At 76.1% G+C, this 15,405-nt stretch carries 15 protein-coding genes, 1 tRNA gene and 1 riboswitch; of the genes, 12 read left to right on the top strand and 4 right to left on the bottom strand.

The annotated features are described in order from the left end of the window. Position 1 precedes the first annotated feature (1 nt). Positions 2–778, bottom strand: a complete 777-nt coding sequence (locus tag ACI8AA_RS09890) for an ABC transporter permease (RefSeq protein ID WP_457044291.1) — start codon at positions 776–778, stop codon at positions 2–4. A 151-nt stretch (positions 779–929) separates the two neighbouring features. Between ACI8AA_RS09890 and ACI8AA_RS09885 the strand changes: the two genes are divergently transcribed. Next, positions 930–1,640: a hypothetical protein gene (locus tag ACI8AA_RS09885; RefSeq protein ID WP_457044290.1), complete on the top strand. Its 711-nt coding sequence runs from the start codon at positions 930–932 to the stop codon at positions 1,638–1,640. Here the strand turns inward: ACI8AA_RS09885 and ACI8AA_RS09880 are convergent. Further along, positions 1,610–1,885 carry a DUF2695 domain-containing protein gene (locus tag ACI8AA_RS09880; protein ID WP_457044289.1) on the bottom strand — a complete coding sequence of 92 codons (276 nt, stop codon included), beginning with the start codon at positions 1,883–1,885 and terminating at the stop codon, positions 1,610–1,612. The genes ACI8AA_RS09885 and ACI8AA_RS09880 overlap by 31 nt on opposite strands. Positions 1,886–1,941: 56 nt before the next feature. Between ACI8AA_RS09880 and ACI8AA_RS09875 the strand changes: the two genes are divergently transcribed. Continuing rightward, positions 1,942–2,014: transfer RNA gene (locus ACI8AA_RS09875), tRNA-Thr, on the top strand. Here the strand turns inward: ACI8AA_RS09875 and ACI8AA_RS09870 are convergent. Continuing rightward, positions 2,014–2,445, bottom strand: a complete 432-nt coding sequence (locus ACI8AA_RS09870) for a DUF5313 family protein (RefSeq protein ID WP_457044288.1) — start codon at positions 2,443–2,445, stop codon at positions 2,014–2,016. The genes ACI8AA_RS09875 and ACI8AA_RS09870 overlap by 1 nt on opposite strands. Positions 2,446–2,564: 119 nt before the next feature. Between ACI8AA_RS09870 and ACI8AA_RS09865 the strand changes: the two genes are divergently transcribed. The 6 genes from ACI8AA_RS09865 (at position 2,565) to ACI8AA_RS09840 (ending at position 10,077) form a co-directional block, all read left to right on the top strand. Next, positions 2,565–2,996, top strand: coding sequence for a CBS domain-containing protein (locus tag ACI8AA_RS09865; protein WP_457044287.1), 432 nt, complete (start codon positions 2,565–2,567; stop codon positions 2,994–2,996). Positions 2,997–3,070: 74 nt separating this feature from the next. Further along, the gene (gene rarD / locus ACI8AA_RS09860; protein WP_457044286.1) at positions 3,071–3,988 is read left to right on the top strand and encodes an EamA family transporter RarD; all 918 of its coding nucleotides are present in this window, start codon (positions 3,071–3,073) and stop codon (positions 3,986–3,988) included. An 83-nt stretch (positions 3,989–4,071) separates the two neighbouring features. After that, entirely contained in the window at positions 4,072–4,404 is a 333-nt protein-coding gene (locus tag ACI8AA_RS09855) for a DUF3263 domain-containing protein (RefSeq protein ID WP_457044285.1), read from the top strand. A gap of 65 nt (positions 4,405–4,469) precedes the next feature. Beyond that, positions 4,470–6,182 (top strand): LytR C-terminal domain-containing protein, encoded by a 1,713-nt coding sequence (locus tag ACI8AA_RS09850; protein ID WP_457044284.1) that lies wholly within the window; start codon positions 4,470–4,472, stop codon positions 6,180–6,182. An 89-nt stretch (positions 6,183–6,271) separates the two neighbouring features. Continuing rightward, the gene (locus ACI8AA_RS09845) at positions 6,272–9,208 is read left to right on the top strand and encodes an alpha/beta fold hydrolase (RefSeq protein WP_457044283.1); all 2,937 of its coding nucleotides are present in this window, start codon (positions 6,272–6,274) and stop codon (positions 9,206–9,208) included. Then, the gene (locus tag ACI8AA_RS09840; protein ID WP_457044282.1) at positions 9,205–10,077 is read left to right on the top strand and encodes an ABC transporter permease; all 873 of its coding nucleotides are present in this window, start codon (positions 9,205–9,207) and stop codon (positions 10,075–10,077) included. Before ACI8AA_RS09845 ends, ACI8AA_RS09840 begins: the two co-directional genes overlap by 4 nt. A 107-nt stretch (positions 10,078–10,184) precedes the next feature. On the opposite strand, the gene ACI8AA_RS09835 is transcribed toward ACI8AA_RS09840, so the two are convergent. After that, positions 10,185–11,006, bottom strand: a complete 822-nt coding sequence (locus ACI8AA_RS09835) for an HAD family hydrolase (RefSeq protein WP_457044281.1) — start codon at positions 11,004–11,006, stop codon at positions 10,185–10,187. A gap of 61 nt (positions 11,007–11,067) precedes the next feature. Further along, positions 11,068–11,191: riboswitch (SAM riboswitch) on the top strand. 12 nt (positions 11,192–11,203) lie between these two features. Between ACI8AA_RS09835 and thrC the strand changes: the two genes are divergently transcribed. The 4 genes from thrC to groL all read left to right on the top strand — a co-directional run bounded on the left by thrC (position 11,204) and on the right by groL (position 15,275). Next, on the top strand, positions 11,204–12,505 hold the full coding sequence (gene thrC, locus ACI8AA_RS09830; protein WP_457044280.1) for a threonine synthase: 1,302 nt from the start codon (positions 11,204–11,206) through the stop codon (positions 12,503–12,505). Between the two features lie 222 nt (positions 12,506–12,727). Further along, positions 12,728–12,928: a cold-shock protein gene (locus ACI8AA_RS09825; RefSeq protein WP_075013019.1), complete on the top strand. Its 201-nt coding sequence runs from the start codon at positions 12,728–12,730 to the stop codon at positions 12,926–12,928. A 16-nt stretch (positions 12,929–12,944) separates the two neighbouring features. Beyond that, positions 12,945–13,430 (top strand): hypothetical protein, encoded by a 486-nt coding sequence (locus ACI8AA_RS09820; protein ID WP_457044279.1) that lies wholly within the window; start codon positions 12,945–12,947, stop codon positions 13,428–13,430. A 216-nt stretch (positions 13,431–13,646) separates the two neighbouring features. Next, positions 13,647–15,275 (top strand): chaperonin GroEL, encoded by a 1,629-nt coding sequence (groL, locus tag ACI8AA_RS09815; RefSeq protein ID WP_456942627.1) that lies wholly within the window; start codon positions 13,647–13,649, stop codon positions 15,273–15,275. The last annotated feature ends 130 nt before the right edge of the window (positions 15,276–15,405 follow it).

Raw genomic sequence — 15,405 nt, 5'->3', positions numbered from 1 at the left:
CTCAGCGGGGGAGGTCCGGCAGCACCCGGCCGCGCGCGACCAGCTCGGTGACCACCCAGACCGCCGCCACCTCGGCGGCCAGCAGCCCCACGAGGACCAGCAGCTGCGCGGCGCCGGCGGCCAGCGGGCTGCCCCCGCCGAGCAGCACGCCGACGTAGGCGCCGGGCAGGGTGACCAGCCCGACGGTGCGGGTCTGGTCCAGCGGCGGCAGCAGGGCGGTCGCGGCGGAGGGCCGGGCGACCTCGAGGACGGCGTCGCGGGGGAGCAGCCCCAGCGCCAGGGCCGCCTCGACCTCCCCGCGGCGGGTGGTCAGCTCCTCGCGCAGCCGCCGGCCGGCCAGCGACGTCGCCGTCATCGCGCCGCCGACCAGGATGCCCGCGACCGGGATCACCGCCTCCCCGCGCAGCGGCACCGTGCCGCTGGCCAGCACCAGCGCGACCACCGGCGCCGCCCCGCCGGCCACCGCCAGCGCCGCGGCCCCCACCCGCCGCGGGGCACCCGGGGCCCGCAGCGGCAGGCCGCTGACCCGCCCGGCCGCCGTGACCGCCGCGACGGTGACCATCAGCAGCACGAACGCCGCCGACAGCCAGAGCGAGCGGACGACGACCAGCAGCACCGCCGAGACCGCCGCCAGCTGGACCGTGGCCCGCAGCGCCGCGACGACGACCGGCCGCTCCTGGCCCAGCCCGGACAGCCGCCCGCCCGCCGCCGCCAGCGCGGTGAGCAGCACCAGGACGACGGCCAGCGGCGGGCCGAGCTCGACGACGGAGGTCCCCACGGCCGCCGATCCTGCCGCCCACGACCCGGCCGCCCGCGACACGCCGACCACCGTGTGCGACGGGAGCGTCGCGGGGTAGAGGGGGAGCCCGGTCGCTCCCCTGGGAGCGGGCGGGTCCCCGCTGCCCGGCCTGCGCTCCTGGAGGCTGCTCGTGTCCACCCGCGGTCTGCCCGCCCGCCTGCTCGTGGGCCTCGCCGCCCTCACCGCCGTCGCGGTCGCCGTCGTCGGCGGCCTCGCCCTGCGGCCCCCGGGGCTGCTCGCCGTCGCGCTGGCCGCGGTGGTGACCTCCTGCCTGGCCGGCGGCGTGGCGCGCGAGTCGCACGAGGACGGCCGGCCGCCGCGGTACACGCCGCTGGAGGCGGCCTGGCGGGCCGGCGCGGTCACGATCGGGGTGCTGCTGTTCCTGTCCGGCGTCGCCGTGCTGGGCGGCCCGGCGCTCACCGCCCTGGCCGGTGCGGTGCTCTTCCTCGGCGGGCTCGGGCTGTGGCTGCTGCGCACCGGCCGCCCGGTGCGGCCGGCCGCGCCCGACGACGCACCGGCGCCCGGCCGGCCCGCCGCACCGGCGCCGCAGCGGCCGGTGGCCGGCGTCCGCCCGGGGGAGGCCGTCGGGACGGTCACCTCCCTGCCGCCGGTGGCGACGCTGACGACCGCGGCGCTCGGCCGCGAGTGGCTGAGCACGACGGCGGCGCTGGCCGGCCGGCTGGACCCGGCGGCGCGGCAGTCGATCGTCCGCCGTCGCCAGGAGGTCCTCGACGAGCTCGAGCGCCGTGACCCCGCCGGCTTCGCCCGCTGGCTGGCCGAGGGGTCGCTGCCCGGCAGCGACCCGGCCGGCTACCTGCGCGAGGGCCCGGCGGCCGCCTGAGGGTCGAAGACGGCGGCGGGGTCGACGTTCATCACGACCTCGCAGTCGCAGAACCCGCCGTACTCCTCGACCCCCTCGTGCAGCCGGTCGAGGGCGATCCCGTTCCCGGCGGCCCAGGCGTCGGTGGCGCGGTGGGTCCGGTCGCAGCCGCCGGCCGCGATGACGGCGTCGAGGTGCTCGCGCAGGGCGTCCAGCTGGGTGCGGTCCAGCGGCAGGAGCCCGGCCGGGTCGTCGATCGGTGCCACGCGCTCAGCATCGGCAGCAGGGCCGTCCGGGTCGAGCCCTATCGTGGTGGGCGTACGCCGGCGTGGCGCAACTGGTAGCGCACCCGACTTGTAATCGGGCGGTTGGGGGTTCGAGTCCCCCCGTCGGCTCAGTCGAAGCTGCCCGCCCCGCCCACGCGGTAGGGGTGGTGCCGCTCGTCGCGGGCCGTCCGCGCCCGCTCCGCGCGCTCCTCGCGCAGCCGGGCGGCGGTGCCGGAGGGATAGCCCGCCTTGGCCACGCGGTGCTCGGTGGTCTCCACCATGAACGCCAGCGAGTACATCAGCCCGACCATCAGCCCCCCGGCCGCCGCGGTCAGCCGGTAGCCCATCCCCACGGGGACGGCGACCAGGCAGATCACCACCAGCGGGGCGAGCTGCACCAGCGAGCGGGCGACGTGCCGGCGCACCCATCCCGGGCGGGTGGTGTCCGACAGCACCCACGGCGACAGCTCCCGGGGCAGCCCGCCGCCGACGGCGTAGCGGAGCCACTGCAGGGTGGTCGGACGGCGGGACGTCGCAGGCGCGGCGTGCTGGGTGCGCACGAGTCGACGGTAGGCCCCGCTGTCCACCCCGGGAACGGGGACGGGAGCGTCCCGTGCGGGCCGTTGCCCCCGCACGGCGGCGGGTGGACACTGCGACCGCCGAGTGAGGGAGGGTCCCCGTGCAGATCGCCTCGCTGCTCCGCCGCAAGGGGCCCGACGTCGTCACCGTCGCGCCGGACCGGCCCGTCCGCGCCGCCCTGGCCCTGCTCGCCGAGCACCGCATCGGCGCGCTCGTCGTCTCCCGCGGGGGCGGCGCCGTCGACGGCATCGTCTCCGAGCGCGACGTCGTCCGCGCCCTGCACGCCTCCGGGCCGGAGGTCCTCGACGGGCCGGTGTCGGCGCTGATGACCGCCGAGGTGCGCACCTGCGTGCCCGGCGCCTCGGTGCACGACCTCGCCCGCACGATGACCGATCACCGCATCCGGCACGTGCCCGTCGTCGAGGACGGCCGGCTGCTGGGGATCGTCTCGATCGGCGACGTCGTCAAGGCGCGCCTCGACGAGCTGCAGGACGAGCGGGACCACCTCGTCGACTACATCCAGACCACCTGACGAAGGACTCCCTCGCCCCACCGCCCGCACGCTCGCGGCGGGACCCTGCGAGGGGGCCAGTACGGTTGCCCGCCGTGGACGAGCGGCGGGCGGGCACGGCAGCGGGACTCGCCGCCTACGGGCTGTGGGGCGTGTTCCCGCTCTACTTCCCGCTGCTGGAGCCGGCCGGCGGGGTGGAGATCGTCGCCCACCGCATCGTCTGGTCGCTGCTGTTCGTGGCCGCGCTGCTGACCGTGCTGCGGAGGTGGGCGCTGGTCCGCGCGGCGGTCACCGACCGGCGCACGCTGCTCGTCCTGGCCGGGGCCTCGGTGCTCATCGCGGCCAACTGGCTGGTCTTCGTCTACGGCGTCAACTCCGGGCACGTCGTCGAGACCTCGCTCGGCTACTTCATCAACCCGCTGGTCAGCGTGCTGCTCGGCGTCGTCGTCTTCGCCGAGCGGCTGCGCCCGCTGCAGTGGGTGGCGGTCGGGCTGGCCGCGGTGGCCGTCGTCGTCCTGACCGTCGACCACGGCCGGCCGCCGTGGATCGCCCTGGCGCTGGCCGCCACCTTCGGCAGCTACGGGCTGCTCAAGAAGCTGGTGCGGGTGGAGGCGGCACCGGGCCTGTTCGTCGAGACGGCGCTGACCTTCCTGCCGGCGCTGCTGTTCCTCGGCGTCCTGCAGGCCACCGGGCGGGGGACCGCGGGCTCCGAGGGCGCCGGCCACCTGCTGTTGCTCATGGCCTCGGGCGTGGCGACGGCGGTGCCGCTGCTGCTGTTCGCCGCGGCCGCCCGGCGCATCCCGCTGTCCACCGTCGGGCTGCTGCAGTACGTCACGCCGCTCATGCAGCTGGCGCTCGGCGTCTTCGTGTTCCACGAGCCGATGCCCCCGGCGCGGCTGGCCGGCTTCGCGATCGTCTGGGCGGCGCTGGCGGTGTTCACCGTGGACAGCCTGCGCTCGGTCCGGGCCGCCGGCCGCCGGGCGGCCGCCGAGCAGGTGCCCGCGGCGGCCTGACCGCGCGTCTCGGGCTGTGGCCTGTCACCCCCCGGGCCTACCGTTGTGGGTGACGGCTTCCCCCCGATCGAACGGACCCGACCATGACCCCCGACCCCGACCCCGCGGTCTCCCCGCCGGGGGGCTCGGAGTCCGGTGAGGGCCCCGCGCAGCCCGCGGGCCTGACCCGGCGCGAGCACGAGATGCTGGCCTTCGAGCGGCAGTGGTGGCGCCAGCCCGGCGCGAAGGAGACGGCGATCCGCGAGCGGTTCGGCCTGCCCCCGACCCGCTACTACCAGGTGCTGAACGCGCTGGTGGACCGCCCGGCCGCGCTCGAGGCCGACCCCCTCCTCGTCCGCCGCCTGCGCCGGCTGCGCACCGCGCGGCGGCAGCGGCGTTCGCCTCACCTGCTGGGCAAGGGCTCGTCCGCCCTCTAGATTTGGTGACCGTGGGCAGGCACGCGGCACCAGGCGGTGACCAACCGGACCGGCCGTCAGCCCCCGTGGCCGGCGGCCGGCGCCGCACCGACCACCCCAGCGCGCCCCTGCCCGACCTGCCGACGACGCCCGGCCCCGGCGTGGACCCGGGCGCCGCGGAGCTGAGCGACCACCCGACGACGCCCGGTACCGGCCGCAGCCGCGCCGACCGCCGCCGCGACGCGCTGCTCGGCGCCGGGGACGAGACCGACCGCCGCCGGCTCACCGGCCGGTCCGCCCGCCCCGCCCTGGCCGCCCGCCCGGCGGCGGCCGCGCCCCCGGTGGCACCCGCGCCCCCGGCGACGTCCGCCCGTCCGGCCGAGCCGCAGCGGCCGCCGGTCCGCGCGCCGCAGCCCGAGGCACCGGCCGTCCGGTCGCGCCCCGCGCAGCCCGCCGCCCCGGCCCGCCCCCGGGTCCCCGCGCCGGTGGCCGCCGGCGTCGCCACCCGGCAGGCGCCCGCGCCGCAGCCGCCGGCCCGCCCCGCACCCCAGCCGCCGGCCGAGCCGCCGACCGCGCAGTCGCCGGCCGTGTCCCGTCCGGCGCCGCAGCCGCCGGCCCGTCCCGCGCCGCCCGAGACCACGGTCGCCCCGTTCCAGGCGGTCCCCCGGCCCGACGCCGAGACCGCCGAGCCGGCGGCGGCGCCGCTGGACCCCTGGGAGCAGCCCGCGCGCCCGCCCGCCCGCGGCCGGGCGCAGACCCCGCCCGCCGCCGAGCCCGCGCCGCCCCGGGACCGGGGCCGGACCCCGGGGGAGGCCCCCGCCGCGAACGGCTACCGCGACTGGACCAGCCCCTCCGGTGCGGGCACCGCGACGCCGGCCGCCCCGCCCACCGAGGCGATCCCGGACCGCGAGGTGTCCCGCGACCGCGCCGCGTCCGCCGACCGGGCGCCCGCCCCGGCGACCGCGGCGATCCCCGAGCGGGAGGTGTCCCGCGACCGGACCCGCGACCGCGCCCCGGCCGCGCCGCTGACCGAGGCCATCCCCGACCGCGAGGTCGCCGGCCGCCGCGACCGGGGACAGCGGGACCGCGACGCCGAGCCGGACACCGGCCCGCCGACCGGCGGCACCGGCGTCGTGGGCAACCGCGCCGCGATGCGCGCCGAGCGCCAGGCGAAGGAGGCCGAGCGGCAGGCCATGGAGGCCGAGCGCCGCAAGGCCGCGCGCCGGGCCGGGGTCTCCCGCGCCGCGCTGCGCGCCGCCGACGGCGAGGACGCGCCGCCGCGCCGGCGCACCGGCGTCGCGCTGCTGGCGGTGGTCGTCGTCGCGCTGGTCGTGCTCGGCGTCTACAGCTTCACCTCCCCGGCGGCGCAGGAGGCCGGCTCGGCCGCCACGCCCACGAGCGAGCCGTCGGCCTCGGCGACGGTGGCCCCCTCGTCGGGCCCGCTGCCCCCGCTGTCCGCCGAGCCGCTGCCCCCGGTCGAGCAGGCGCCCAGCACCCCGGTGCGGGTGCCGGTGACCGTCCTCAACGCCACGCAGACCGGGGGGCTGGCCGCCGACGTCGCCACCGCGTTCGCCGCGCAGGGCTGGACGACGGCCGGCGTCGGGGCCTACGAGGGCGGGGACGTCGCCGCCACCACCGTCTTCTTCGACGAGGGCGACGAGTCGCAGCGCCAGTCCGCCCTGCAGCTCATGGAGGCCTTCCCGGGCATCACCACCGGGCCCGCGGCGCGGTTCTTCGAGGTGCCGGACGTGGCCGACCCGGGCCTGGTCGTCGTCGTCACCGGCGGGTTCCAGCCCTGACCGCTCCCCGCCGCGCCCCGTCCCGGTCCCTGCGGAACCCGGGCGCGGCACCGTCCGTTGGCCGCAGCGTGCGTCCGTTCCGCGGGCCCGTGACACCCCGCCCGCGCCCCGGCGCCCGCGCGGTCGCCGGCATCCTGCTCGCCCTCCTGCTCACCGGCACCCTCGTCGGCGCGCTGCCCACCCCGGCGGCCGCCGCCGAGGAGGTCCGCACCGAGGACGCGCGCGTGCCCTCCGGCTCGGGCGCCGACGCCGTCGAGCTGGACACCACGCTCCACCTCCCGGCCTCGGCCACCGCCGACGACCCGGCGCCGGCCGTGGTCCTCGCGCACGGCTTCGGCGGCAGCAAGCGGTCGGTCGCCGACGACGCACAGGACCTCGCCGGCCGCGGCTACGTCGTCCTCACCTGGTCCGCGCGCGGGTTCGGCGAGAGCACCGGCCAGATCGGCCTGGACGACCCCCGCTACGAGGTCGCCGACCTGTCCACGCTGCTCGACCTGCTCGCCGACCGCGACGACGTCCTGCTCGACGGCGACGGCGACCCGCGGGTGGGCGTGGCCGGCGCCTCCTACGGCGGGGCGCTGTCGCTGCTCGGCGCCGCCTACGACGACCGGGTCGACGCCATCGCGCCGCAGATCACCTGGAACTCGCTGACCGCCGCGCTCTTCCCCTCCCAGACCGGCACCGCCGACGCGCCGACGATCGCCGCCACGCCGCAGACCGCTGACGCCGGCGTCTACAAGCGGCTGTGGTCGGGGCTGTTCTTCGGCGTCGGCGCGGTGCCCACCGGCGGGCTGCTGGACGCGCTCGGCGGCGGGGGAGCGGCCGAGGACGGGGACGGCGAGGACTCCGGCGAGGACCCCGGCGGCACCGGCGACGCGGCCCCCGTCTCCGGCGACGCCCCCACCCTGCCGTTCGACCCCGCGTCGGTGGACCCCGCGGTGGTGGAGCAGGCGCTGACCTGCGGCCGGTTCCGCGCCGACATCTGCGCCGCCTACCAGTCCGCCGCGGCCTCGGGCACGCTCACGCCCGAGGTGGCCGCGGTGCTCGACCGCAGCAGCCCGGCCGCGGTGCTCGACCGCATCACCGCGCCGACCCTGCTGGTCCAGGGCACCGAGGACTCGCTGTTCGGCCTCGGTCAGGCCGACGCCAACGCCCGCGGCATCGCCGCGAACGGCACCCCGGTCAAGGTCGTCTGGTACGCCGGCGGCCACGACTCCCAGGCGTCGGAGCGGGAGACCGCCGAGCTGCGCGACCAGGTCGCCGGCTGGTTTGACTGGTACCTGCGCGACGAGGACGACCCGGCCCGCGGCGAGGACCCGGGAACCGGCTTCGAGTTCCCCGCGCCCACCGGCCTCGGCAGCGGGCTGGGCAGCGTGCAGGGCGGCAACCAGAGCGTGCTCGCCGGCGCCTACCCCGGCCTCGACGGCGGGGAGCCGGCGCAGCGGGAGAGCATCGCGCTCGACGGCGGCACCCAGCCGGTGGTCACACCCGCCGGCGGCACCCCGGCCGCGATCACCACCGTCCCGGGCCTGGGCGCGGTGGCCTCGGCGCTCGGCGGCCAGGCCGTGGAGATCCCCGGCCAGTTCGCCGCGTTCACCAGCGAGCCGCTCGACGAGGCGGTCGAGGTGGTCGGCGCGCCGACCGTCGAGCTCGCCGTCGCCTCGCCCACCGGCAGCGCCACGCTGTTCGCCAAGCTCTACGACGTCGGCCCCGACGGCGCCCAGACCCTGCCCGGCGGGCTGGTCGCCCCGCTGGCGCTCACCGGCCTGTCGGCGGACCCGGCCGCGCCCACCGAGGTCGCCGTGACGCTGCCGGGCATCGTGCACCGCTTCGAGGCCGGGCACACGATGCGCGTCGTCGTCTCCTCGACCGACCAGGCCTTCGCGCTGCCGGCCGAGGCCACCGTCTACTCCGTCGCCCTCGCCGGGGCCGGCAACGGCGGCACCGCGCTGGCCGTGCCCACCGTCGAGGGGCAGCCGCAGGCCGACGGCGGCACCTCCCGCTGGTGGTGGCTGCTCGGCGCCGTCGCCGCCCTCGGCCTGCTCGGCTGGCTCGCCGCGGTGCTGTGGGGCCGCCGCCGGCGCCGGGTCACCTCGGAGGTGGAGCCCGACGGCGAGGACGTGCCGCTGCGGTTCGAGGGCATCACCAAGGCCTACAAGGACGGCTTCGTCGCCGTCCGCGACCTGTCCTTCGAGGTCCGCCGCGGCCAGGTGCTCGGCCTGCTCGGCCCCAACGGCGCGGGCAAGACGACCTCGCTGCGCATGCTCATGGGGCTGATCCGGCCGAACTCCGGGCGGATCACCGTGTTCGGCCACGCGGTCCGCCCCGGCGCCCCGGTGCTGTCCCGGCTCGGCTCGTTCGTCGAGGGCACCGGCCTGCAGCCGCACCTCTCCGGCCGCGACAACCTGCGCCTGTACTGGGCCGCCACCGGCCGCCCCGCCGAGGACGCGCACATGGAGGAGGCGATCGCGGTCGCCGGCCTGGGTGCGGCCATCGACCGGCCGGTGCGCCGCTACAGCCAGGGCATGCGCCAGCGGGTGGCGATCGCCCAGGCCATGCTCGGCCTGCCCGACCTGCTGGTCCTCGACGAGCCGACCAACGGGCTGGACCCGCCGCAGATCCACGCCATGCGCGAGGTGCTGCGCGACTACGCCGCCACAGGCCGCACGGTCATCGTCTCCAGCCACCTGCTCAGCGAGATCGAGCAGACGTGCACCCACGTGGTGGTCATGGCCAAGGGGCAGAAGATCGCGCAAGGGACCGTGGAGGAGATCGTCGGCACCGGCGGCGCGGTGCTGGTCGGCCTCTCCGACGACGCCGACGCCGACCGCGCGGCCGCCGTCCTGTCCGGGCTGCCCGGGGTCGCCGTCGAGCGCACCGACGAGGGCCTGGTCGCCGACCTCGGCCCCGAGACCTCGCGGGCGGCGGCGCTGCAGGCGCTGGTGGCCGCGGGCGTCGCCGTCGACCAGTTCACGCCGCGCCGCCGCCTGGAGGACGCGTTCCTGGCACTCGTGGGGGAGTCGTGACCGCGACCGAGCACGTCCAGCCCACCGGCGCCGTCGCCGGCTACCGGCCCGAGCGGACGCTGCGGCTGTCGGTCGAGCTGCGGCGGCAGTTCAAGCGGCGCCGCACGATCGGCGTCTTCGTGGCGATGGTGGCGCTGCCGCTGGTGCTCATCGCCGCGCTCCAGCTCGGGGCGAGCGAGGACGCGCAGACCAACAGCCGGATCAACCTGGTCGACGTCGCCACCGCCAGCGGGCTGAACTTCACCCTGTTCGTGCTGTTCGCGACGACGTCGTTCTTCCTCGTCGTGGTCTACGCGCTGTTCTTCGGCGACACGGTGGCCAGCGAGGCGCAGTGGGGGTCGCTGCGCTACACGCTGGCCACGCCGGTGCCCCGGATGCGGCTGCTCCGGCAGAAGTGGCTCGCGGCGCTGGTCCAGTCGGTGGGCGCGCTGCTCACCCTCGCCGTCGTCGCGGTGGTCGCCGGCGGCCTGGCGTTCGGGTTCGGCGAGATCGAGACGCCGATCGGGGTGACCCTGTCGCAGGGCGAGGGGTTCCTGCGGCTGGCCGGGATGCTCGGCTACCTCGCCGTGCACCTGCTCGTGGTCGGCACGCTGGCGTTCTGGCTGTCCACGATCACGGACGCACCGCTGGCCGCCGTCGGCGGGGCGGTGTTCACGACGGTCGTGTTCGCCATCCTCGACCAGGTCGAGCAGCTCGGGTCGATCCGCGACTGGTTCCCCACCGCGGAGGAGTTCGCCTGGACCGACCTGCTGCAGACGCCGGTCGACTCCTCGGACCTGTTCCGCGGCGTCGTCCAGTCGCTGGTCTACGCCGCCGTCTTCACCGCGCTGGGCTTCCGCCACTTCGCCCGGCGCGACGTCACGTCGTAACGGTCGCCCTACCGGGCGACGCCGCGGCCAGGAGCCGTCCCCAGCGCCGCGGAGCCCTTCCGTCGCGCCTGCGCGGACCCCTCCGGGGCCCACTCGGCACGACCCGCTCACAGGCTCGCTCGGACCGCCTCGGCCCAGCCGACGCCCATCGGCTCGGTGGTCACCGACACGTTGGGGACGGCGCCCAGCAACCCGGCCATGCCGTCGACCTCCGCGCCGTTGGCGGTGATCCACAGCCGGCCGACGGCGGGCGCCATCTCCAGGTCGCTGGCGCTGTCGCCGATCGCGACGGCGTCCGCGGGGTCGACGCCACGCCGGTCGAGGTCCCAGGCGATCGCCGCGCCCTTGGAGATGCCGCGCGGCATCAGGTGGTAGACGCGGGCCAGCTGCCCCTCCGGCGCCAGCCGCAGCCGGGCCGAGGCGGGGATCGCGCCGTTGTCCTTGAGCGTCAGCCAGCCGAACCCGCGCTCGGCCAGCCACGCGTCGACGGCGAGCGGGTCGACGAACCCGCGCAGCAGCGCGTCGCCGTCGTGCGTGGTGTGCCAGGGCGCGTGCCACTCCAGCCGGCCGGGGTGGGCGGCGCACAGCGCGTCGACGACGCCGAGCTCGGCCATCACGTCCATCGGCGTGCGGCCGGCGTACTCGGCGGGCAGCTCACCGGTCAGCTCGTGCCGTTCCCGGCCGCCCTTCCACGTCACCAGCGAGCCGAGCTCGGCTATCGCGCCGTCCGCGGCGAAGATCCGCCCCGCCTCGGTGACCTGGTCGGCGGTGCGCCCGCTGACGATCACCAGCGCGACCCCGGCGGTGTGCAGCTCCAGCAGGGCCGCGGCCGGCTCGGCCGTGGGGGAGCCGTCGGCGGCGTGCCAGAACGACCCCCGCGGTCCGACCATCGTGCCGTCGAGGTCGGTGTAGACGATGCGCGCAGCCACGGCGCCCAGCATGGCCGGGGCCGGGGGCGGTCCCGGCAGCCGGGTAGAGTCGGGCCCGTTCCACTCATCCAGAGGGGCAGAGGGACACGGCCCGGTGAAGCCCCGGCAACCGCGCTCGCGACAGCGGCGAGAGGTGCCAATTCCGTCCCGCGCGGCTCGACGGCCCGACGCGGGGAAGATGAGGAGGTAGTCGTCGCATGACCCTGACCGCTCCCGGTTCGCTCCAGGCCGACTCCGCCGCAGGCGGCCCGGTCCCGCCCAACCCCGCCCGCGGCCTCGTCTGTCGCAACTGCGGCGCCACCTTCGGCCTCATCGCCGAGCACGCCTGCGCCCAGTGCTTCGGCCCGCTCGAGGTCGACTACGACCCCGAGCTCATGCGGCAGGTCACCCGCGAGCAGATCGAGGCCGGCCCGCAGGACATCTGGCGCTACGCCGCGCTGCTGCCGGTGGGCCAGGACCCGGCCGACCGCGTCTCCCTCGACCCGGGCATGACCCCGCTCGTGCGCGCCGACCGGCTCGCCGCCGAGCTCGGCATCACCGGCGGGCTGTGGGTCAAGGACGACTCGGCCAACCCCACCCACTCGTTCAAGGACCGCGTGGTCAGCCTCGCCGCCACCGCCGCGAAGGGGCTGGGCTACCGCAAGATCGCCGCGGCCTCCACCGGCAACCTGGCCAACTCGGTGGCCGCGCACGCCGCCCGCGCCGGCCTGCCGTCGTTCGTGTTCATCCCGTCCGACCTGGAGCCCGGCAAGGTCGTGCAGTCGGCGGTCTACGGCCAGACGCTGGTCGCCGTCGACGGCTCCTACGACGACGTGAACCGGCTGACCAGCGAGCTCGCCGAGACCGACGAGTTCGAGGACACCGCCTTCGTCAACCAGAACGTGCGGCCCTACTACGCCGAGGGCTCCAAGACGATGGGCTACGAGATCGCCGAGCAGCTCGGCTGGCGGATCCCGGCCCAGGTCGTCATCCCCATGGCCTCGGGCTCGCTGCTCACCAAGGTGGACAAGGCCTGGCGGGAGCTGGTCGAGGCCGGGATCGTCGCGGACACCGAGTGGCGGGTCTTCGGCGCCCAGTCCGCCGGCTGCGACCCGATCGCCACCGCGTTCGACAACGGCTGGGACGTCGTCAAGCCGGTCAAGCCCACCGGCATCGCGAAGTCGCTGAACATCGGCAACCCCGCCGACGGCCCGTACGCGCTCGACGCCATCCGCCGCACCGGCGGCGCCGTCGGCCGGGTCGGCGACGAGCAGATCGTCCAGGGCATCCGCGACCTCGCCCGCACCACCGGCGTCTTCGCCGAGACCGCCGGCGGCGTGACCGTGGCGGTGCTGCGGCAGCTGGTCGAGGACGGCCGGCTGGACCCGAGCCGGGAGACCGTCGTCCTCAACACCGGTGAGGGCCTCAAGACCCTCGACCCGCTGCTGCCGGTGGTCGGCCCGACCCACCGGGTGGAGCCGTCGCTGCGGTCGGTCCGCTCCGCGGGGCTCATCGGCTGAGCCCCGCGGCGGGGGCGTAGCCTCGCCGGCGACGTCGATCCGGCGGGTGACATCTCCGCCGGATCGTCCCGAGTCGTGTGTCCAGGATCTCCCCACGGCGGCGTGCCTGTTGTACCGTCTCGCGCGGTCGTCAGTTCCACGCACGTGTCCGACGGGCGGAAGAGCTGTACCCCGGTCCCCGGATCACGGGGACCGTCCGCACGCACCAACGTGGGAGCACACGTGGCACAGGGCACCGTGAAGTGGTTCAACGCCGAGAAGGGCTTCGGCTTCATCGCCGTCGACGGCGGCCAGGACGTCTTCGTCCACTACTCGGCCATCCAGATGGACGGCTACAAGAGCCTCGACGAGGGCCAGCGGGTCGTCTTCGAGGTCGTCCAGGGCGAGAAGGGCCCCCAGGCCGACGGCGTCCGCGTCGCCTGAGCTCCTCCGTACCCCCGTGCTGCGGCCCGGTTCCCTCCGCGGGAGCCGGGCCGCAGCCGTTCCCGGGCCGCCGCCGGCCAGCTGGGCGCCGTGCCTGCTGGCCGCCCACGTCGCGGTCCTCGTCCTGCTGTCGGCCGTCTCCGCGGTCCTGCACCTCTCCGGCTGGCGCAGCAGCGGCTACGACGAGGTCGGTCGCTGGACCGGCCCGCCGCTCGCGGTCCCCGTCGCGACGTGGGTGCTCGCGCTGCTCGTGGTCGTGGTGGTGGCACGCGCCGTCGGCCCGCGGCGGCCCGGCCGGCTCGCGTACTGGCTGACCGGCACCGCGTGCTGGGCGGTCCTGCCGTGGGCCTGGCTGGCGACCGGCCTGTCGGCCTCCCAGCCCGAGGGCGGCTGGGCGTGGGTGACCGTCATCGGGTTCTCCCTCTACGGCTGGGTCTGGCTCCTGCCGCTCCTGGGTTTCGGCGCGGTGTTCACCGCCGTCCTGGCGCGCTTTCCCGACTGACCGGCACGGGAACAGGCGGCACCCACCCCCCGTTCTTGCACTCGGCAGGGGCGAGTGCCAGACTTCCGGTTGGCACTCGACAGTGCCGAGTGCCAATCAGGTCGGAACGGTGAGGCACAGGAGCGCGGGCCACATGGGAGCCCGCCGCGCCGGTGTCGTCCGTCGCGGGCGCCGGTCCCGGCCGTGCAGCGATCCATGCATGGAGGACATCACCACATGGCCAAGATGATCGCCTTCGAGGAAGAGGCGCGCCGCGGCCTCGAGCGGGGCATGAACACCCTCGCCGACGCCGTCAAGGTGACGCTCGGCCCCAAGGGCCGCAACGTCGTCCTCGAGAAGAAGTGGGGCGCTCCCACCATCACCAACGACGGTGTGAGCATCGCCAAGGAGATCGAGCTCGAGGACCCCTGGGAGAAGATCGGCGCCGAGCTGGTCAAGGAGGTCGCGAAGAAGACCGACGACGTCGCGGGTGACGGCACCACCACCGCCACCGTGCTGGCCCAGGCGCTCGTCCGCGAGGGTCTGCGCAACGTCGCCGCCGGCGCCAACCCGATGGCCCTGAAGAAGGGCATCGAGAAGGCCGTCGCCTCGGTCACCGAGTACCTCCTCTCGACCGCCAAGGACGTCGAGACCAAGGAGCAGATCGCCGCCACCGCGTCGATCTCCGCCGCTGACCCGGCCATCGGCGAGCTCATCGCCGAGGCGATGGACAAGGTCGGCAAGGAAGGCGTCATCACCGTCGAGGAGAGCAACACCTTCGGCCTCGAGCTCGAGCTCACCGAGGGCATGCGCTTCGACAAGGGCTACATCTCGCCCTACTTCGTCACCGACGCCGAGCGCATGGAGGCCGTCCTCGACGACCCGTACGTGCTCGTCGTCAACTCGAAGATCAGCTCGGTCAAGGACCTGCTCCCGCTGCTGGAGAAGGTCATGCAGTCGGGCAAGCCGCTGGCCATCATCGCCGAGGACGTCGAGGGCGAGGCCCTCGCGACCCTGGTCGTGAACAAGATCCGTGGCACCTTCAAGTCGCTGGCCGTCAAGGCCCCCGGCTTCGGTGACCGCCGCAAGGCCATGCTGACCGACATCGCCATCCTCACCGGTGGCCAGGTCATCAGCGAGGAGGTCGGCCTCAAGCTCGACACCGCCGACGTCTCCCTGCTGGGCCGCGCCCGCAAGGTCGTCGTCACCAAGGACGAGACGACGATCGTCGAGGGCGCCGGCGACAGCGACCAGATCGCCGGCCGGGTGAACCAGATCCGCGCCGAGATCGAGAAGTCGGACTCCGACTACGACCGCGAGAAGCTGCAGGAGCGTCTGGCCAAGCTGGCCGGTGGCGTCGCCGTCATCAAGGCCGGCGCCGCGACCGAGGTCGAGCTCAAGGAGCGCAAGCACCGCATCGAGGACGCGGTGCGCAACGCCAAGGCCGCCGTCGAGGAGGGCATCGTCGCCGGTGGTGGCGTCGCCCTGGCGCAGGCCACCGCCGTCGCGTTCGAGAAGCTCGACCTCGAGGGTGACGAGGCCACCGGTGCCAACATCGTGCGCGTCGCGCTCGAGGCGCCGCTGAAGCAGATCGCCGTCAACGCCGGCCTCGAGGGCGGCGTCGTGGCGGAGAAGGTGCGCAACTCCGAGGTGGGCCACGGCCTCAACGCCGCCACCGGCGAGTACGTGGACCTGGTCTCGGCCGGCATCATCGACCCGGCCAAGGTCACCCGCTCGGCGCTGCAGAACGCCGCCTCCATCGCGGCGCTCTTCCTCACCACCGAGGCCGTCATCGCCGACAAGCCGGAGAAGGCCGCCCCGGCCATGCCCGGTGGCGACGGCGGCATGGGCGGCATGGACTTCTGAGTCCCGCCCTCCCGTAACACCCCGCAACGCCCGGCAGGGGCGGTCCCGCATCGCGCGGGGCCGCCCCTGTCGGCGTTCCGGGCCGAACACACGGGTCGCCCTCTCGGCCGTCGGGAGAGGGCGCCCGGCG

This window comes from Geodermatophilus sp. SYSU D01180 (genome assembly GCF_054050415.1).
The sequence above is the reverse complement of the archived record's forward strand: the minus strand, read 5'-3'. Positions and strand labels throughout refer to the sequence as shown.